This window comes from Stenotrophomonas sp. AC248 (assembly GCF_979258185.1).
Map to the genome: position 1 here is coordinate 801,810 of NZ_OZ409840.1, position 15,821 is coordinate 817,630.

General features: G+C 69.1%; 17 protein-coding genes. 8 read left to right on the forward strand and 9 right to left on the reverse strand.

Going from position 1 to position 15,821, the window contains the following annotated elements; genetic code table 11:
• Nucleotides 1–29: 29 nt before the first annotated feature.
• Nucleotides 30–914, reverse strand: coding sequence for a LysR family transcriptional regulator (locus ACZ0AE_RS03570; protein ID WP_463600418.1), 885 nt, complete (start codon nucleotides 912–914; stop codon nucleotides 30–32).
• Nucleotides 915–1,021: 107 nt separating this feature from the next.
• Between ACZ0AE_RS03570 and ACZ0AE_RS03575 the strand changes: the two genes are divergently transcribed.
• Both ACZ0AE_RS03575 and ACZ0AE_RS03580 read left to right on the forward strand, forming a co-directional pair.
• Nucleotides 1,022–2,473, forward strand: a complete 1,452-nt coding sequence (locus tag ACZ0AE_RS03575; RefSeq protein WP_463600419.1) for an MFS transporter — start codon at nucleotides 1,022–1,024, stop codon at nucleotides 2,471–2,473.
• Nucleotides 2,470–3,120: a DUF7716 domain-containing protein gene (locus ACZ0AE_RS03580; protein WP_463600420.1), complete on the forward strand. Its 651-nt coding sequence runs from the start codon at nucleotides 2,470–2,472 to the stop codon at nucleotides 3,118–3,120. The genes ACZ0AE_RS03575 and ACZ0AE_RS03580 overlap by 4 nt, the downstream gene beginning before the upstream one ends.
• A 37-nt stretch (nucleotides 3,121–3,157) precedes the next feature.
• On the opposite strand, the gene ACZ0AE_RS03585 is transcribed toward ACZ0AE_RS03580, so the two are convergent.
• The 4 genes from ACZ0AE_RS03585 to ACZ0AE_RS03600 are packed head-to-tail and all read right to left on the reverse strand — an operon-like array spanning nucleotide 3,158 to nucleotide 6,023.
• Complete coding sequence (locus tag ACZ0AE_RS03585; RefSeq protein WP_463600421.1) at nucleotides 3,158–3,952, reverse strand: N-formylglutamate amidohydrolase; 795 nt, start codon at nucleotides 3,950–3,952, stop codon at nucleotides 3,158–3,160.
• Nucleotides 3,945–4,496, reverse strand: coding sequence for an NUDIX hydrolase (locus tag ACZ0AE_RS03590; RefSeq protein ID WP_463600422.1), 552 nt, complete (start codon nucleotides 4,494–4,496; stop codon nucleotides 3,945–3,947). Before ACZ0AE_RS03590 ends, ACZ0AE_RS03585 begins: the two co-directional genes overlap by 8 nt.
• Nucleotides 4,493–5,446: a 5'-3' exonuclease gene (locus ACZ0AE_RS03595; RefSeq protein ID WP_038690375.1), complete on the reverse strand. Its 954-nt coding sequence runs from the start codon at nucleotides 5,444–5,446 to the stop codon at nucleotides 4,493–4,495. Before ACZ0AE_RS03595 ends, ACZ0AE_RS03590 begins: the two co-directional genes overlap by 4 nt.
• Nucleotide 5,447: 1 nt before the next feature.
• Complete coding sequence (locus tag ACZ0AE_RS03600) at nucleotides 5,448–6,023, reverse strand: nitroreductase family protein (RefSeq protein WP_038690373.1); 576 nt, start codon at nucleotides 6,021–6,023, stop codon at nucleotides 5,448–5,450.
• Between the two features lie 331 nt (nucleotides 6,024–6,354).
• Between ACZ0AE_RS03600 and ACZ0AE_RS03605 the strand changes: the two genes are divergently transcribed.
• Nucleotides 6,355–8,667, forward strand: coding sequence for a DUF1631 domain-containing protein (locus tag ACZ0AE_RS03605; protein WP_463600423.1), 2,313 nt, complete (start codon nucleotides 6,355–6,357; stop codon nucleotides 8,665–8,667).
• A 111-nt stretch (nucleotides 8,668–8,778) separates the two neighbouring features.
• The gene (locus tag ACZ0AE_RS03610) at nucleotides 8,779–9,864 is read left to right on the forward strand and encodes an NAD(P) transhydrogenase subunit alpha (RefSeq protein WP_463600424.1); all 1,086 of its coding nucleotides are present in this window, start codon (nucleotides 8,779–8,781) and stop codon (nucleotides 9,862–9,864) included.
• 173 nt (nucleotides 9,865–10,037) lie between these two features.
• Here ACZ0AE_RS03610 and ACZ0AE_RS03615 read toward each other — a convergent pair whose 3' ends face one another.
• From ACZ0AE_RS03615 to ACZ0AE_RS03625, 3 genes are read right to left on the reverse strand one after another with little or no spacing between them, the layout of a single operon-like run.
• Nucleotides 10,038–10,463 carry a DUF3106 domain-containing protein gene (locus tag ACZ0AE_RS03615; RefSeq protein WP_038690367.1) on the reverse strand — a complete coding sequence of 142 codons (426 nt, stop codon included), beginning with the start codon at nucleotides 10,461–10,463 and terminating at the stop codon, nucleotides 10,038–10,040.
• Between the two features lie 2 nt (nucleotides 10,464–10,465).
• Nucleotides 10,466–10,801, reverse strand: coding sequence for a hypothetical protein (locus ACZ0AE_RS03620; RefSeq protein ID WP_463600425.1), 336 nt, complete (start codon nucleotides 10,799–10,801; stop codon nucleotides 10,466–10,468).
• Nucleotides 10,798–11,412 carry an RNA polymerase sigma factor gene (locus ACZ0AE_RS03625; RefSeq protein ID WP_463600426.1) on the reverse strand — a complete coding sequence of 205 codons (615 nt, stop codon included), beginning with the start codon at nucleotides 11,410–11,412 and terminating at the stop codon, nucleotides 10,798–10,800. Before ACZ0AE_RS03625 ends, ACZ0AE_RS03620 begins: the two co-directional genes overlap by 4 nt.
• Nucleotides 11,413–11,490: 78 nt before the next feature.
• Between ACZ0AE_RS03625 and ACZ0AE_RS03630 the strand changes: the two genes are divergently transcribed.
• Nucleotides 11,491–11,799 carry an NAD(P) transhydrogenase subunit alpha part 2 gene (locus tag ACZ0AE_RS03630; RefSeq protein ID WP_019182396.1) on the forward strand — a complete coding sequence of 103 codons (309 nt, stop codon included), beginning with the start codon at nucleotides 11,491–11,493 and terminating at the stop codon, nucleotides 11,797–11,799.
• Nucleotides 11,796–13,250, forward strand: coding sequence for an NAD(P)(+) transhydrogenase (Re/Si-specific) subunit beta (locus tag ACZ0AE_RS03635; RefSeq protein WP_463600427.1), 1,455 nt, complete (start codon nucleotides 11,796–11,798; stop codon nucleotides 13,248–13,250). The genes ACZ0AE_RS03630 and ACZ0AE_RS03635 overlap by 4 nt, the downstream gene beginning before the upstream one ends.
• A gap of 228 nt (nucleotides 13,251–13,478) precedes the next feature.
• Here the strand turns inward: ACZ0AE_RS03635 and ACZ0AE_RS03640 are convergent, their stop codons facing one another.
• Nucleotides 13,479–13,898, reverse strand: a complete 420-nt coding sequence (locus tag ACZ0AE_RS03640) for a hypothetical protein (protein WP_038690360.1) — start codon at nucleotides 13,896–13,898, stop codon at nucleotides 13,479–13,481.
• A 118-nt stretch (nucleotides 13,899–14,016) separates the two neighbouring features.
• On the opposite strand from ACZ0AE_RS03640, the gene sufT reads away from it, so the two are divergent.
• Nucleotides 14,017–14,568: a putative Fe-S cluster assembly protein SufT gene (gene sufT, locus ACZ0AE_RS03645; protein WP_038690358.1), complete on the forward strand. Its 552-nt coding sequence runs from the start codon at nucleotides 14,017–14,019 to the stop codon at nucleotides 14,566–14,568.
• Nucleotides 14,569–14,625: 57 nt separating this feature from the next.
• Complete coding sequence (locus tag ACZ0AE_RS03650) at nucleotides 14,626–15,723, forward strand: branched-chain amino acid aminotransferase (RefSeq protein ID WP_038690356.1); 1,098 nt, start codon at nucleotides 14,626–14,628, stop codon at nucleotides 15,721–15,723.
• The last annotated feature ends 98 nt before the right edge of the window (nucleotides 15,724–15,821 follow it).

Consider the following 15,821-nt stretch of genomic DNA (forward strand, 5'->3'; position numbering starts at 1 on the left):
ATCGACGCGTGCCGACCAACGGTCGGCACCTACCAATGGCCGGCCAACAATGCGTCGGCCAATACCTTCATCTTCGGTGAGGCCTGCCGCGATGGCGGGTACACCAGCGACAACGCACGGCTGCGACCTTCGAACGGCTGCAGCACGCGTTGAAGCCGCCCTGCGGCGAGCGCGTCGGCCACCGCGAAATCCATCACCTGCACAATGCCCACCCCGGCCAGCGCGCCTTCTACCAGCGGGTCGCCGCTGTCGAACACCATCCGCGCCGGTGGGGTGAATTCACGCAGGTGGTCGTCTTCGCGGAACTGCCAGTCCACCAGTCGCCCGCTGCGCAGGTTGCGCACCGCCAGGCAGGTGTGGTCCTGCAGGGCATCCACGCTGGCCGGTGCACCGTGCCGGGCCAGGTAGTCCGGCGAGGCCACGGTGACCCAATGCAACGGCCGCAGCGGCCGCGCCACCATCCGCACGTCGCTGATCGTCCCGGTGCGCAGGGCGGCGTCGAAGCCTTCCTCCACCAGATCCACCAGCCGGTCGTTGAGCACCAGCTCGAACTGCAGCTGCGGGTGCGCCGCCATCAACTGCCCGGCCAGGGGCACCAGCACCTTGCGCCCGAACATCGACGGCGCGGTCAGCTTCAGCACGCCCGACGGCGTGCAGGGCCGGTCCCCGAGCCGGCGCTCGGCGTCGTCCAGCCCGGACAACAGCGGGGCGCAGTGGTCCACGAACTGGCGACCGTCCGGGGTCAGGCTGACGTTGCGGGTGTTGCGGTGGAGCAGGCGCACGCCCAGGGTGCCTTCCAGCCGGCTGATCGCCCGCGACAGCCCCGACTGGCTGATGCCGAGCTGGCCGGCGGCCACGGTGAAACTGCGGGCGTCGGCAACCTGCACCAGCATGCGCACGGCATTGAGATCCATGGCGGGCTCCGATTGATGCAAAAATGCATGACAGAAATCGAAGTATCCGGGTTTCTTTGTTTGGCGTCATCAATGAGACTGCCCGCCTTCCCCACGCACCGACCGGCATGACCCACTCCCCGCATTCCTTCCCGCCCCGGCTGGCGTTGACCCTGTTGGCCATGGCCCAGCTGATCATCGCGCTGGACGCCACCATCATTTTCGTCGCCCTGCATGAGATGGGCGTGCAGCTGCAGATCAACGCGCAGCAGCTGCAGTGGATCGTCAGCGGCTACACGGTGGCGTTCGGCGGCTGCCTGCTGCTGGGTGGGCGTGCGGCCGACCTGCTCGGTCGGCGCCGCATTTACCGGCTGGGCATGGGCCTGTTCGCGCTGGCCTCGCTGGTGGGCGGCTTCAGCACCAGCGCCTGGCTGCTGATCGGCGCGCGCGCGGTGCAGGGCATCGGCGCGGCGTTGCTGTTTCCGGCCACGCTGGCGCTGATCAACACGCTGTACGCCGAAGGCGCGCCGCGCAACCGCGCGCTGGCGATCTGGTCGATGGCCAGTGCGGGCGGGCTGGCGCTGGGCACGTTGCTGGGCGGCGTGCTCACCCAGAGCTTCGGCTGGTCCTCGGTGCTGCTGGTGATCGTGCCCTTTGCCAGTGCCTGCGCACTGCTGGGCGGCTGGTGGCTGCCGCGCGACCCCGCACCGCAGGTGGGGCGCTCGTTCGACCTGGCCGGCTGCTTCACCGTCACCCTGGGCGGCAGCCTGCTGGTCACCACCCTGGTGCAGGGCCCGGAGTGGGGCTGGCTGGCACCGCGCACGCTGGGGTGCCTGGTGGTGTCGGCGCTGCTGCTGGTCGCCTTCGTGCAGATCGAACAGCGCAGCCGCGACCCGCTGATGCAGTTCGCGCTGCTGCGCCTGCGCAGCCTGCGTGCGGCGATGCTGCTGACCTTGTTGTTCATGAGCAGCTTCGGCGTGCAGTACTACTTCCTGGCGCTGTATTTCCAGGACGGCTACGGCTGGAGCGCGCTGCAGGCCGGCCTGGCGTTCCTGCCGCCCACGCTGGTGTGCACCTTCGGCATCAAGATCACCGAACGCATGCTCACCCGGCGCTCGCCGCGGCAGGTGCTGGCGCTGGGCATGGCCGCCGGTGCGGTCGGCATCACCGCGGTGGCGATTGCGTTGCCTTTCGGGGCCACGTACTGGGCACTGCTGCCGGGCATCGTGGTGCTGAGCATCGGCCAGGGCATGACCTGGACGGCGATGTGGATCGTGGCCGGGCAGGGCGTGCCGGCCGCGCAGCAGGGCGTGGCGTCGGGCATGGCCGCTACCGCGCAACAGATCGGCGGCGCGTTGGGCCTGGCGGTATTGGTCATGCTGGCCAACGCCGGGCGCGGCGTGGATGCTGCAGGTACCAGCCCCGAAGCGCTGCATGGCCTGGTCAACGCGCAGTACGGCGCGGCGGTGTTCGCGCTGCTCGGGGTGGGCGTGGCGGTGTGGTTGCGGCCGCAGCCGCCGCAGCCGGATGACGCGGCGCTGCCGCTGTCGCGCGTCATCGATGGCAACATGGCGCCATGACTGACCTGTTGGATCTGCGCGGTTTGCTTGACCTGATCGTGGCCTGCAACGACGACGATGCCGTGTGGAAGACCTATGGCTGGGTCTGGGCCCAGGAGGGGGATGCCGCATCGGTCGGGTTCCATCCGCAGACCAGGCGCGGTGACGACGCCACCGACGACGGCGATGGCGAACCCGAGCCCCCGATCACCACTTCACCACGGCTGTGGCTCTATCTGGAGGCGATCACCGTTGCGAGCATTCTGGACGTGCAGAAGCTGTCCCGTCCCCTGTCCGGGCTGGACGACTATGCGCAGGCGCTGGATTACTACAGCCAGCACGACACGTTCCTCGACCACGGTGAGCCAGCACCGCGTGACCGCGAGGAAGCGGATCGGCAGGGGCTGTCGCCCGGGTTGTATGCCGCCTTCGACCTGACGTTGGAGACGGTTGAGCCGGCGCAGCGCAAAGCGGCGGCCAGCCTGGTGGCCGAGGTAAAGGCGCTATCGGTGGGCGAGGCGCTGGCGCAGGTGCGTGCACTGCCGCTGGCAGTGGCCCGCAACGTCGACCGCGCGGCAAGCGCCGAACTGCAGGCCCGCTTCGCGGCGATCGGACTGGCGCTGCAGGTCACCCGCTACCGTTCGTTCCCATGGCAACCCATCGGGTAGAGCCGACCGTTGGTCGGCTGCGGTACCACCACCGCGTTCAACCCAACCCCGGCGCCAACGTCTGCAACACCCGCGCCAACCGCCGTGCCCAGGCCTGCTGCCCGGCGGCGTCGGCAATCAGGTCCTGGCGGATCTCCAGTTCCACATGTGCCAGCCCGCGCGCTTCGGCGTGCACCGGGATCGCGTAATCCGTGGCGTCGCTGACCGCATAGGGCTGGTTGTCGCCCACCACCAGGTCACCTTCGGCCTGCAAGGCGTGCATCAACGCATGCGCAAAGCGCGCATCGCGCTGGTACAGCACACCGGCATGCCACGGCCGCGCCACGCCCTGCATCGCCGGCGTGAAGCTGTGCATGGCAATCAGCACGGTGGGCATGCCGGCTGCGGCGCGGGCATCCAGTTCGGTGGCAATGCGGCCGTGGTACGGCGCGAAGATGGCCTGCACGCGCGCGTCCTGTGCCGCTTCATCCAGCCCCTGGTTGCCCGGCACCACGGTGCCGTCGCTGAGCGGCGCGAACCGCCCCGGTGCACCCGGCGGGCGATTGCAGTCGATCACCAACCGCGAATAGGTCTGGGTGATCGCCCAGGCGTCCAGCAGGCGCGCTAGTTCCACCGTGACCCCGGCAATGCCGATGTCCCAGCCGATGTGGCGGTCCAGTTCGGACGCGGGCAGACCCAGGCTGCCCAGTGCGGCCGGCACCTGCTGGCCCGCATGGTCGGCGATCAGCAGGTACGGCGAGCGTCCCTGGGCCTGATGCACGATGAACGGTGCCGGGTCGGACGGTCCCAGCAGCGCGCCCGACGCGATCGGCGGAGCGAACGAATCAGCCACGCGGGGTGCCGTCCAGATGGTGCTCGATCATCCACAGCCCGGCCCACAGCTTGGCGTCCAGCTCGTAGCCCTGGCCGATCTTCTCCACCAGCCACGCCGCCGCACGTGCGCGCGGCACTTCGTGCACGGTGATGTTCTCGCTGGCATCGCCGCCGCCATCGCCCACCTTGCGCAGGCCGGTGGCGCGCACGAAGGCGATCTTCTCGCTGCTGGCGCCCGACGAGGTGGGGCCGATCATCAACACCTCGGCGTGGTCGGCGGTCCAGCCGGTTTCTTCTTCCAGCTCGCGCACCGCCGACACTTCGATCGACTCACCTGCATCGATGTCGCCCACCAGGCCGGCCGGCATCTCGATGGTGTTGGCCTGCAGCGGCACCCGGAACTGCTCGACGAACAGCACGTTGTCCTCCGGGGTGACCGCGATGATGATCGCGGCCAGACCGCCGGCATGGGTACGCTCGCTGTATTCCCACGTGCCGCGCACGACCATGCGCTGGTATTTGCCTTCGTAGACGACCTTCGGGGGTTGCGTGTTGGGGCTCATGCGAACTCGCTGGCAATGGAGGGGGAATCGGGCAGGCCGGCGGCGCTGAACAGCCGGCGCCGGGTCAACGGGCCGAACCGCAGCGCATCGCACAGGCCCTGCAGCATCTGCGGGTCGGCGCTGCCGCGGCGGAAATCGGCATCGGCGCAGTCCAGCGGCGCGTCCAGCGCGATGGTGGTCAGCTGCCGCCACAGCAGCGCGTGCTCGCGCTGTTCGCGCAGCCGCACCGCCATCTGCGCCGCGCCGCGCAGGCGCAGGAACGGCACTTCGTCCAGGCGTTCGTACAGCACGTCCATGCTGCCGAAGTGGGCCAGCAGCACCGCGGCCGACTTGGCGCCCACCCCGGTGACACCGGGAATGTTGTCCACCGCATCGCCGCACAGCGCCAGGTAATCGGCGATCTGGTGCGCATGCACGCCGTGGCGGGCCTTGACCCCGGCCATGCCCCAGCGCTGGTTGCGTGCGTAGTCCCACTGTTCGTCGTGTTCGTACAGCAGCTGCGACAGGTCCTTGTCGGCCGAGATGATCACCCCGCGCATGCCGGCGTCGCGGCGTGCGTGCAGGGCGCTGCCGATCAGGTCGTCGGCCTCGTACTCGTGGTGGGCCAGCACCGCCAGCCCCAGCGCCATGCACAGGGCCTTGCAGTGGGCGAACTGACGGCGCAGCGCGTCCGGGGCCGGATCGCGGTTGGCCTTGTAGGCGGCGTACAGCCGGTGCCGGAAGCAGCTGTCCAGGGCCTCGTCGAAGGCAATGGCGATATGCCGCGGGCGCTCGCGCTCGATCAGGTCCAGCAGGAAACGGGCAAACCCGTGCACCGCGTTGGTCGGCCAGCCCTGTTGGTCCTGGAATTCATCGGGCATCGAATGCCACGCGCGGAACACGTACAGGCTGGCATCGACCAGGTACAGCGGTGGGCGCGGCGCGGGGGGCGCGACAGACAACTCGGCCATCTCAGCCCACCCAGTCCTGCAGCAGCGCGGCGGGGTCGGGGCGGTCGCGCTCGGGGGCCGCGGTCTTCGGGGTGCCGATATGGATGAACCCGGCGATGCGCTCGCCCTCGGCCAGGCCCAGGTGGGCATGCACGGCCGGGTCGAAGGCCATCCAGGCGGTCAGCCACTGCGCGCCGAAGCCCAGCGCCTGCGCGGCCTGCAGCAGGGCAAAGCAGACGCAGCCGGCGGTCATCAGCTGTTCCTGCTCGGGTACTTTGGGGTTGGGGCGCGGGCTGGCCACCACGGTGATGATCACCGGCGCATGCGAGAACCGCTGGCGGTCCTTGTCCAGCTGGGCCTGCGCCACCTGGGGGTCACGCTGCTGGCTGCGCTCGGCCAGGAACGCGCCCAGACTGTGACGTGCATCGCCGGCGATGCGCAGGAAGCGGTACGGCACCAGCTTGCCGTGGTCAGGCACGCGCACCGCCGATGCCAGCATCCGCAGCAGGGTGTCCGGGTCCGGGCCGGGCTCGCCAAGCTGCTTGGCGGGCACCGAGCGGCGGGCGTCCAGGGCTTGCAGCGCAGGGGATTCGGACATGTTCACTCGATCAGTTTTCACGGTGCGCCCAGTATAGTCGCGGCAGTTTGTGACGCGCCCAGCGGCGATCTCCGATCGATTTGCGACAAAGCGTGATGAACATCACCTAATCAATGGCATTGCTTCACGTGGCTGTACTCGCTTCCCGCCGACGCTGGCCGTACGATACAAGGCCTGCCGGTACCCCGGTCGTGAGGTTCAAAGTGCGGACTGTTTCACTGTCCCTGACCGGTGGGGCGACCTACCATCCGGACGCGGGTGCCTGGGGGGCACCGGTATCTGTTGTTTCCATGCTGCATTCTGTGCCTGCGAAGGTGGGGAGCCTTTTCGCATGATCGCCACGCCCAATACATTGGGGCAGCCGGGTCATCACCCGGCACTGTTGAAGCTTGCCCGCGAGGCAGCGCTGCCCGCGCTGACCGAGTCGTTCGCGACCGTGCTGGCCCGCTTTGACGACGTTCTGTTCGACCGTGCCGGCACCGCCGGCGCGTCGCAACTGCTGTTCCTGGATGGCATGCGTGAACTGCGCCGCCGCCGCGAGGACATCGTGGCCGGCTTCCGTACCCACCTGGCGCAGGCCTGGGAGGCGCTGGAGCGCGGTCAGCCGCTGTCGGCCGAGGCCACCCTGGCCGGGCAGATCGAAGACGGTCTCAGCCTGGTGCCCGAGCATGTGCTGGAGTCGCGGCTGGCGGTGCGCAACTTCGCCACCGTGCTGCTGCGCGACTGGAAGCCGGTGCTGGCGCGGCTGGACCGCCGCCTGGGCTGGATCGCCGGCGGGCTGGAACTGAACGCCGACAGCAATCCGATCAGCCCCGAGCACATCGGCGTGGCCATCCATGAGGCCTTTGCCGATTGTGAACTGGCCCCGGAGGTGCGGCTGGTCCTGATCAAGTTGTGCGAGCGCGATCTGCACGCGCCGATCGGCAAGCGTTACGAAGCGCTGGACGAGCAGCTCGCTGCCGCCGGCGTGATGCCGCAGATGGCCGCGCCACGGCGCCCGGCACCCCGGCCGCCGAGCCCGCGGCACGAACTGGAGGCCCTGGTCGATGCGCTGGACCAGAACGGCCAGGGCGGTGACGACGATGCTGCTGCGCCGGCCTGGGCACGGCGGTTTGCCGATCGCTGGGCCGAAAGCCGCGGACGGATGCAATCGGCCGGCGCCAGTCAGGCCGCCGCAGCCGAGGCGGGCGAGAGCCTCAGTGGCAACCAGGGCATGCTGCTGGAAGCGCTGCACGAACTGCTGCAGCAGACCCGGCACGTACGCGAAGACGCAACCTCGGCGGCCAGCGTGGCCGTGGGTCAGCAGCGTCCGCTGAGCCAGCGCGAAATGATGTCGGTGCTGTCGCTGCTGCAGGCCACGCCGAGTGCCACCCTGCGCGCGGCCATCGGCGAAGACGGCGAATCGCTGGCCCAGCGCCTCAAGAGTGAAGTGCTGTCGGGCGCCACCCGGCTTGGCGTGGACCCGTCGCAGGCGCGGCTGGACCCGCAGGACGAAGATGCGATCGACCTGGTGGGCATGCTGTTTGACGTGATGCTCGATGAGCGCGACCTGGAAGGCCGCTCGCGCGAGCTGATCGGGCGGCTGGTGGTGCCCTTCGTCAAGGTCGCCATGCTCGACCGCCGCATGTTCGTGCAGAAGACCCACCCCGCGCGCAAGCTGCTCAACTCGCTGGCCGAGGCCTGCGAAGGCAACACCGGCGAGAGCCAGGCCGAGCGCGTGCTGATGGGCAAGGTCGAGGAAATCATCGAACGCCTGGTGGCCGAGTTCAACGAGAACCTGGCGATCTTCCTGACCCTGGAAGAAGAATTCCGCGATTTCCTGGCCCAGCATCGGCGCCGTATCGAAATCGCCGAGCGCCGCGCGGCTGAAACCCAGCGCGGTCAGGAAAAGCTGGAGATGGCGCGCAGCCGCTCGTCTGCCGAGCTGGACCGGCGCATTGCCGATGTGACCCTGCCGCAGGCGATTGCCGAATTCCTGCGCCAGCCCTGGCAGCACCACCTCACCCTGACCGTGCTGCGCGAAGGCGAGGACGGGGCGTCGGTGGGCGAGGCGCTGGCCCTGGCCGACGGCATGCTGGAAGAAGTGGCCGAGGCGCGCCGGCAGATCGTCGGCAAGCCGTGGCTGCAGGCCTGGCACCCGGCACTGCGCAAGGTGTTTGCCAGTGTGGGCGTGCACGCCGATGCCGCCACCGGGGCGATCGACGCCCTGCATGACACGCTGCAGGCCATCGCCGAATCACGCCCGGAACTGGAGCGCGCGCTGCCCGAACTGCCCCAGGTGGCGCTGCCCACCCCGCCCGTGCAGGAAAGCGCGGCGGTAGAGCTGGGCGGCAAGGTCGACGTGACCGATTTCGACAACGCCGACGCCGACCGCTTCCGCGGCCTGGAGATTGGCAGCTGGCTGGATTTCGTCGACAAGGACGGCAAGGTGCAGGCCGGCAAGCTGTCCTGGGTGAGCCCGATTTCCCAGCGTCTGCTGTTCGTCAACCGCCGTGGCGTGCGCTTCTGCGTGGCCTCGCCGGAAGAACTGGCGGTGATGGTGCGGCTGGGCCGCCTGCGCGCGCACATCGACGATGGTGCTTTCGACAGCGCCATGCAGGGTGTGATCGACCGGCTGGACAACAAGAACGCCACCGTTCACTGAGGCAGCGCCGGTTCTGCCCGGCCACGCCTGCCCCACCGCCGCATGGTTTCTACTCAAACCGAACCGGTAGGTTACGATCCCCCCACACTCTGCTGATCGTCGGGGACACGCATGGCTGTCGAGGTGTTGGTGGTATCCGAACGCGCGCCAGGGGAACGGCGCGTGGCGATGACGCCGGAAACGGCACGCAAGCTGGCCGCGCTGGGCGCGACCGTGTGGTTCGAACCCGGGGCCGGCCAGGCCGCCGGTTTTCCCGATCAGGCATACATCGACGTCGGCGCGCAGCCGGCCGATGACACGCGGCTGGGCGCGGCCGACATCGTGCTGTGCGTGCAGCCACCGGACAATGCACGGTTGGGCCAGCTCAAACCCGGCGCCAGCCTGGTCGGCATGCTGCACCCGCAGGCCGACGCCGAACGCGCCGGCCTGATCCAGTCGCGCGGGCTGCAGGCCTTTCCGCTGGAGCGCCTGCCGCGCACCACCCGCGCGCAGTCGATGGACGTGCTGAGCTCACAGGCCGGCATGGCCGGCTACAAGGCCACGTTGATTGCCGCGCAGCTGGCGCCGCGTTTCTTCCCGATGTTGACCACCGCCGCCGGCACCATCCGCCCGTCGCGGGTGCTGGTGGTGGGCGCCGGCGTGGCCGGGCTGCAGGCCATCGCCACCGCACGCCGACTGGGCGCGCAGGTGGAAGGCTTCGATGTACGGCCGGAAACCCGCGAGCAGATCGAATCACTGGGCGGCAAGTTCCTCGACCTGGGCGTCAGCGCCGTGGGCGAGGGCGGCTATGCGCGGCCGCTGACCGACGAAGAACGCGCCGAGCAGCAGCGCCGGCTGGGCGAGCACCTGCGCCTGGTGGACGTGGTGATCTGCACTGCGGCCGTGCCGGGCCGACCGGCGCCGAAGATCGTCAGTACCGCGATGGTGCAGGGCATGAAGCCGGGCAGCGTGATCGTGGACCTGGCCGCCGAAACCGGCGGCAACTGCGAGGCCACCCGCCCGGGTGAAACCATCGCGCTGGACGGGGTCACCGTGGACGGCCCGCTCGACCTGGCCAGCCGCGGCGCGGTGCACGCCAGCGAGATGTACGCGCGCAACCTGTACAACTTCGTGGCGCTGTTCCTCAAGGACGGGGCGATCGCCTTCGATTGGGACGACGAACTGCTGGCGAAAACCCGCTGGGTGGCCGCCGCTTGATCCAGGCAGCCACCCATGGGGTGGCTCTACCCGGCGGGAAACCGTCTGCGCCCCGGGATGCCACGAGGGGTTGATGTTGTGCAGCCACCCATGGGGTGCCGCAACCCCACGCCCGAGCCACCCCATGGGTGGCTGCACCACCTGGAAGCACCGCAACGCCGCCGCCCGGGACATCACCGCTTCGGTGGCGGCAGATCCTTCACCGGGTTGGCTTTCAACCATTCCTGGCGCTGCTCCGGGGTCATCTTCGACCAGCGCTCACGCAGCGCGTCGCGCTGGGCCGGGCTCAGCTCGCGCATCTGCGCGAACAGCGCGCGGGCCTGCTCGCGCTGCTCCGGGCTCATGTTCTCGAACCGATGGCGCCCGCGCCGGGCGAGCTCGCGCTGTTCCGGGGTCATGCCCTGCCAGCGCTGTCCGTGCTGCAGCATGCGCTCGCGCTGCGGCGGCGGGGCATCGTTCCAGCGGTCGCGCACGGGCGCGATCAGCGCCTCGCGCTGCTGCGGGGTCAGCCGATCCCACTCGGGCAGGGTAGGGGCCTGCGCCCCGCTGGCCGCGCTCGTCGACAGCAGCGCCAAGGCCAGGATCAGTCGCGGTGTCATGTTCACTCCATTGCCAGGTCGGTCGTGCCCAGCCACACGTACAGGTCGGGATTCTCGTCGAGCACATCGCTGCTGTCATCCACCGCCGATGCCACCGTGGGCGTGGCCGGGGTGCTGGGCGGGTTGGCGGTGAAACTGTAGCCCAACGCCAGCGCGGCCACCGCCGAGCAGGCGGTGGCCATCCACCAGCCATGCGCGCGGCTGCGGCGTGGCGCGGCCGCGTGGCGGGCGCTGCGCAGCCGCGCCAGGGTGGCCGGCGACACCTGCTGCAGGGCCTGCGCGTGCAAGGCGTGCAGGGCGTCATCATCGTGCAGGGGCGGGGTAACGGGGCGGCTCACAGGGCGATCTCCAGGTGCTGCTGCAGCGCCTGCCGGGCGCGCGAAAGATGGGTTTTGACCGCGCCCTCGCTGCAGCCCATGGCCGCCGCGGTGGTGGCGCCGTCCAGTTGCTGCAGCACGCGCAGGGTGAAGGCCTCGCGCTGGCGGGCGGGAAGCTCGCGCAGTGCACGCACCAACTGCGCGTACTGTTCGCGCTGCTCATGCGCCTGTGCCGGACCGGGGGCGTGGTCGGCCCAGTCGATGTCGTGCTCGCTGCCGGCCTCGTCGCTGCTGCGCCAGAAGCGCAGCCGGAAGCCGCGCCGGCGCTGCAGGTCGACCACCCGGCGGCGCAGGATGCTCCAGAACAACGGCGCCCAGTCGGCGGCCGGTTTGTCGCGGTAGGACAGCATCCGCAGCATGCTGTCCTGCACCGCGTCCAGCGCATCGTCGCGCTGGCGCAGACCGGCCTCGGCGAAGCGGAACGCGCGCGGCCCGATGCCGGCCAGGAACGCGTCCAGCGACACCGGCGGGGCGGGGTCGGCCTCGGTGGGCAGCGTTTGCAGGGTGGGGCTCACCAGCACAGGGTAGCGCTCGCGCAGGGGGGTACCTGTGACAACGCACCGGGGCGGCATCGGTTGACCGGCCTGCAGAACGGTTCAGCGCATGGTTATGATGGGGGGACGGGATCACCGCCTGGGAGACACACTGCAATGAGCGACGGGTTCGTGGCGTTGTACATCTTCATGCTGGCCGCGATCGCCGGCCACGTGATCATTTCACGGGTGCCGGTGATCCTGCATACCCCCCTGATGTCCGGGTCCAACTTCATCCACGGCATCGTGCTGATCGGCGCGATGGTGGTGCTGGGCCACGCGCAGACGCCGCTGGAGAAGATCATCGGCTTCATCGCGGTGGTGCTGGGCGCCGGCAATGCTGCCGGTGGCTACGTGGTCACCGAGCGCATGCTGGACATGTTCAAGCCGAGCGCCAAGCGCGACGCCGGGGAGAAGGCGCCTTGAACGTGAGCACCGCGCAACTGCTGCAGTGGCTGGTGCAGGTGAGCTACCTGGTGGCCGCCACCCTGTTCCTGCTGGGCCTGCAACGCATGGCCTCGCCGATGACCGCACGCAGCGGCATCCGCTGGGCCGGGCTGGGCATGCTGATCGCCACCGTGGCGACCTTCTTCCTGCCCGAGCTGCACAACATTCCGCTGATTCTGGCGGCCGTGGCGATCGGCACCGGCGTGGCCTGGTGGTCGGCCAAGCGCGTGGCGATCACCGACATGCCGCAAATGGTGGCCCTCTACAACGGCATGGGCGGCGGTTCGGCCGCGGCGATCGGCGCGGTGGAACTGCTGCGCTTCTCGTTCCTGGCCAACCGCGATACCACCCATTGGAGCGAGCAGGCGCTGGCCGACCTGGCCGCGCGCCAGCCGTCGGCCACCGTGCTGGCGCTGGCAGTGATCGGTTCGGCGATCGGTGCGGTGTCGCTGTCCGGCTCGATCATCGCCTGGGCCAAGCTGGACGGCCGACTCGACCGGCGCGTCACCTTCCCCGGGCAGCAGGCGTTCAACCTGCTGGTTGCCCTGGCGATGGTGGTGCTCGGCGTCTGGGCGGCGGTCACCCTGAGCCCGGTGGCGATCATCACCTTCTTCGTGGTCGCGCTGGCGCTGGGCGTGCTGATGACACTGCCGATCGGCGGTGCCGACATGCCGGTGGTGATCTCGCTGTACAACGCCTTCACCGGCCTGGCCGTGGCATTCGAAGGGTATGTGCTGGGCAACGAGGCCCTGATCATCGCCGGCATGATGGTCGGCGCCGCCGGCATCCTGCTGACCCGCCTGATGGCCAAGGCGATGAACCGGCCGATCAGCGGGGTGCTGTTCTCCAACTTCGGCGGCGGTGGCGTGGCGCAGGAAATCAGCGGCGCGCAGAAGCCGATCGAGGCCAGCGACGTGGCCGCCATGCTCGCCTTCGCCGAGCGCGTGGTGATCGTGCCCGGCTACGGCATGGCCGTGGCCCAGGCGCAGCACAAGGTATGGGAACTGGCCCAGCGCCTGATCGACCGCGGCATCAAGGTGAAGTTCGCCATCCACCCGGTTGCCGGGCGCATGCCGGGCCACATGAACGTGCTGCTGGCCGAAGCGGGCGTGCCTTACGACCTGATCGCCGACATGGACGACATCAACCCCGAGTTCCCCAACACCGACGTGGTGCTGGTGATCGGCGCCAACGACGTGGTCAACCCGGTGGCGCGCACCGACCCGGCCAGCCCGATCTACGGCATGCCGATCCTGGACGTGGTCAACGCGCGCAATGTGGTGGTGATCAAGCGCGGCAAGGGCACCGGCTTTGCCGGCATCGAGAATGCCCTGTTCTACGCCGACAACGCCCGCATGCTGTACGGCGATGGCGCCGGTGCGGCCAGCGCGCTGGTCAGCGAATTGAAAGCCCTCGACGGCGGACATTAAACAGAGAGGTAGTGCCGGCCGCTGGCCGGCTCCCACGATGCATCAGCGACCCGGTAGTGCCGGCCGCTGGCCGGCTCCCACGATGCATCAGCGACCCGGTAGTGCCGGCCGCTGGCCGGCTCCCACGATGCATCAGGCTCCCCACGATGCGTGAATACCCACGCGTTTCCGTCCGGGGGTCATGAAGAGCCGGCCAGCGGCCGGCACTACCGACGGCATGCAGGGCGGCTACTTCGCCACCCACCACCCGATCACCAGCGCCACGCCCAGCCACAGCCATTCCACCGCGCCGTTGGCCAGGCCGAGCAGCGTCCAGGCCATGAATGGGCCCATGCGCAACGCTGAATCCCACGGATTGAGGCCCATCGAGCCGCCCAGGTAGGCCGAGGCGATGCCCCAGTTGGCCGCCAGCGCCACCAGCAGGGTCGCCAGCAGGGTCACCACCACCCGGGCCGGCCCGGCGCGGAAGGTGCCCAGGCGCAGCATGAAGGCGATATCCAGCGCCGCCAGCACCGCCATCCAGCCGGCCTGGCGGCCGCTGAGCAGGGCAATGAACAACCAGGCCAACGTGGCCGTGACGACACCAAGCAGCAACATCGGGGGCCAGAGCCAATGGCGGCTCCGGACAGGCACGGACGTGGGCGACATGCAATCTTCCTGTGAGTGCCCACAGGATACCGGCTTGCGGGGTGACCGGCGCGTGGGCGGCCGCTGGGCTAAAATGGTCGCCTTGCGGGAATTGGCCGCGACCCCCATATCGATCCACATGTATTCCCGTAGCAGTGAACCTGTCCACTTCGAACGCGACTGCGAGGCCGTCATGGTCCCGCAGGGCGAAACGGTCACGCTGCCCGCTGGCAGCTATGGCTACATCACCCAGGCCCTGGGTGGCAGCTATACCGTCTTCGTCGAAGGCAATCTGTTCCGCATCGCCGGCAAGGACGGCGACGCCATCGGCAAGGAACCGCCGCCGGCGCTGGAGCTGCCTGAAAACGCCTCCGATGACGAAGTCGAAAAACTGGTGTGGCAGCAGCTGCGCACCTGCTTCGATCCTGAAATCCCGTTCAACATCGTGGACCTGGGCCTGGTGTACGAGGTCGACCTCAAGCACCTGGACGATGGCCGGCGCGAGATCGACGTCACCATGACCCTGACCGCGCCCGGCTGCGGCATGGGCGATATCCTGGTCGATGACGTGCGCAGCAAGCTGGAGATGATTCCGACGGTGGCCCAGGCCGACGTCGAGCTGGTGTTCGACCCGCCGTGGGGCCGCCACATGATGTCCGAGGCCGCCCGGCTCGAAACCGGCATGTTGTAACCGCCCACCGCCAGCAGGCGTCGCGGCGTTCCCCGTAACCAGAACAGGAAATATCCGGTGTCCCAGTCTTCCGTGAGCTTCAACACCACCCGTTCCGCCACCCCGCGCAGCAGCGAGGAGCGCGAGCGCATCCTGGCCGCCCCCGGTTTTGGTCTGCATTTCACCGACCACATGGTGGAAGTGCGGTGGGACAAGGACACCGGCTGGCACAACGCGAACGTACGCCCGTACGGCCCGCTGCAGCTGGACCCGGCCGCGGCGGTGCTGCATTACGGCCAGGAAATCTTCGAAGGCATCAAGGCGTACCGCCACGCCGACGGCTCGATCTGGACCTTCCGCCCGGACGCCAACGGCCGCCGCCTGCAGCGCTCGGCGCAGCGCCTGGCGCTGCCGGAACTGCCGGTGGACATCTTCGTCGAATCGCTCAAGCAGCTGATCGCCGTGGATGCCAGCTGGGTGCCGTCGGCCGACGAATCCAGCCTGTACTTCCGTCCGTTCATGATCGGCGATGAAGCCTTCCTGGGCGTGCGCGGCGCGCACAAGGCCGGCTACTACGTGATCGCCAGCCCGGCGGGCCCGTACTTCGCCAAGGGCGTGGCCCCGGTGTCGATCTGGCTGTCCACCGAGTACGCACGTGCGGCCAAGGGCGGCACCGGTGCGGCCAAGTGCGGTGGCAACTACGCCGCCTCGCTGCTGCCGCAGCAGAAGGCGCAGGCCCAGGGCTGCTCGCAGGTACTGTTCCTGGACCCGGTCGAGGGCAAGTACCTGGAAGAACTGGGCGGCATGAACGTGTTCCTGGTCTACAAGGACGGCACCCTGGTGACCCCGGCGCTGTCGGGCAGCATCCTGGAAGGCATCACCCGCGAGAGCATCCTGCAGCTGGCCCGCGACCGTGGCATGAAGGTCGAAGAGCGCAAGGTCACCATCGACGAGTGGAAGCAGGGCGTGACCTCCGGCGAGATCGCCGAGGTGTTCGCCTGCGGTACCGCTGCGGTGGTCACCCCGATCGGCCAGCTCAAGGGCGAGGGCTTCTCGGTCGGCGACATCAACGCGCCGGCCGGTGAAGTGACCATGTCGCTGCGCAAGGAGCTGACCGACATCCAGTACGGCCGCCTGCCGGACCGCCACGGTTGGCTGGTGCGTCTGGACGCGTAAGCGCCCCGCACCCGGATGACTCCTGAAAAACCCGCCTGGCAACAGGCGGGTTTTTCATGGGCGTCGTACTGGCGGCCGCACGCGGAGGCGCATTGTCC

Coding starts and splice junctions, on each gene's coding strand:
- ACZ0AE_RS03610 (WP_463600424.1), top strand. CDS start 8,779: ATGGCTGTCGAGGTGTTGGTGGTATCCGAACGCGCGCCAGGGGAACGG.
- ACZ0AE_RS03605 (WP_463600423.1), top strand. CDS start 6,355: ATGATCGCCACGCCCAATACATTGGGGCAGCCGGGTCATCACCCGGCA.
- ACZ0AE_RS03575 (WP_463600419.1), top strand. CDS start 1,022: ATGACCCACTCCCCGCATTCCTTCCCGCCCCGGCTGGCGTTGACCCTG.
- ACZ0AE_RS03630 (WP_019182396.1), top strand. CDS start 11,491: ATGAGCGACGGGTTCGTGGCGTTGTACATCTTCATGCTGGCCGCGATC.
- ACZ0AE_RS03580 (WP_463600420.1), top strand. CDS start 2,470: ATGACTGACCTGTTGGATCTGCGCGGTTTGCTTGACCTGATCGTGGCC.
- ACZ0AE_RS03570 (WP_463600418.1), bottom strand. CDS start 914: ATGGATCTCAATGCCGTGCGCATGCTGGTGCAGGTTGCCGACGCCCGC.
- sufT (WP_038690358.1), top strand. CDS start 14,017: ATGTATTCCCGTAGCAGTGAACCTGTCCACTTCGAACGCGACTGCGAG.
- ACZ0AE_RS03590 (WP_463600422.1), bottom strand. CDS start 4,496: ATGAGCCCCAACACGCAACCCCCGAAGGTCGTCTACGAAGGCAAATAC.
- ACZ0AE_RS03640 (WP_038690360.1), bottom strand. CDS start 13,898: ATGTCGCCCACGTCCGTGCCTGTCCGGAGCCGCCATTGGCTCTGGCCC.
- ACZ0AE_RS03615 (WP_038690367.1), bottom strand. CDS start 10,463: ATGACACCGCGACTGATCCTGGCCTTGGCGCTGCTGTCGACGAGCGCG.
- ACZ0AE_RS03595 (WP_038690375.1), bottom strand. CDS start 5,446: ATGGCCGAGTTGTCTGTCGCGCCCCCCGCGCCGCGCCCACCGCTGTAC.
- ACZ0AE_RS03625 (WP_463600426.1), bottom strand. CDS start 11,412: ATGCCGCCCCGGTGCGTTGTCACAGGTACCCCCCTGCGCGAGCGCTAC.
- ACZ0AE_RS03600 (WP_038690373.1), bottom strand. CDS start 6,023: ATGTCCGAATCCCCTGCGCTGCAAGCCCTGGACGCCCGCCGCTCGGTG.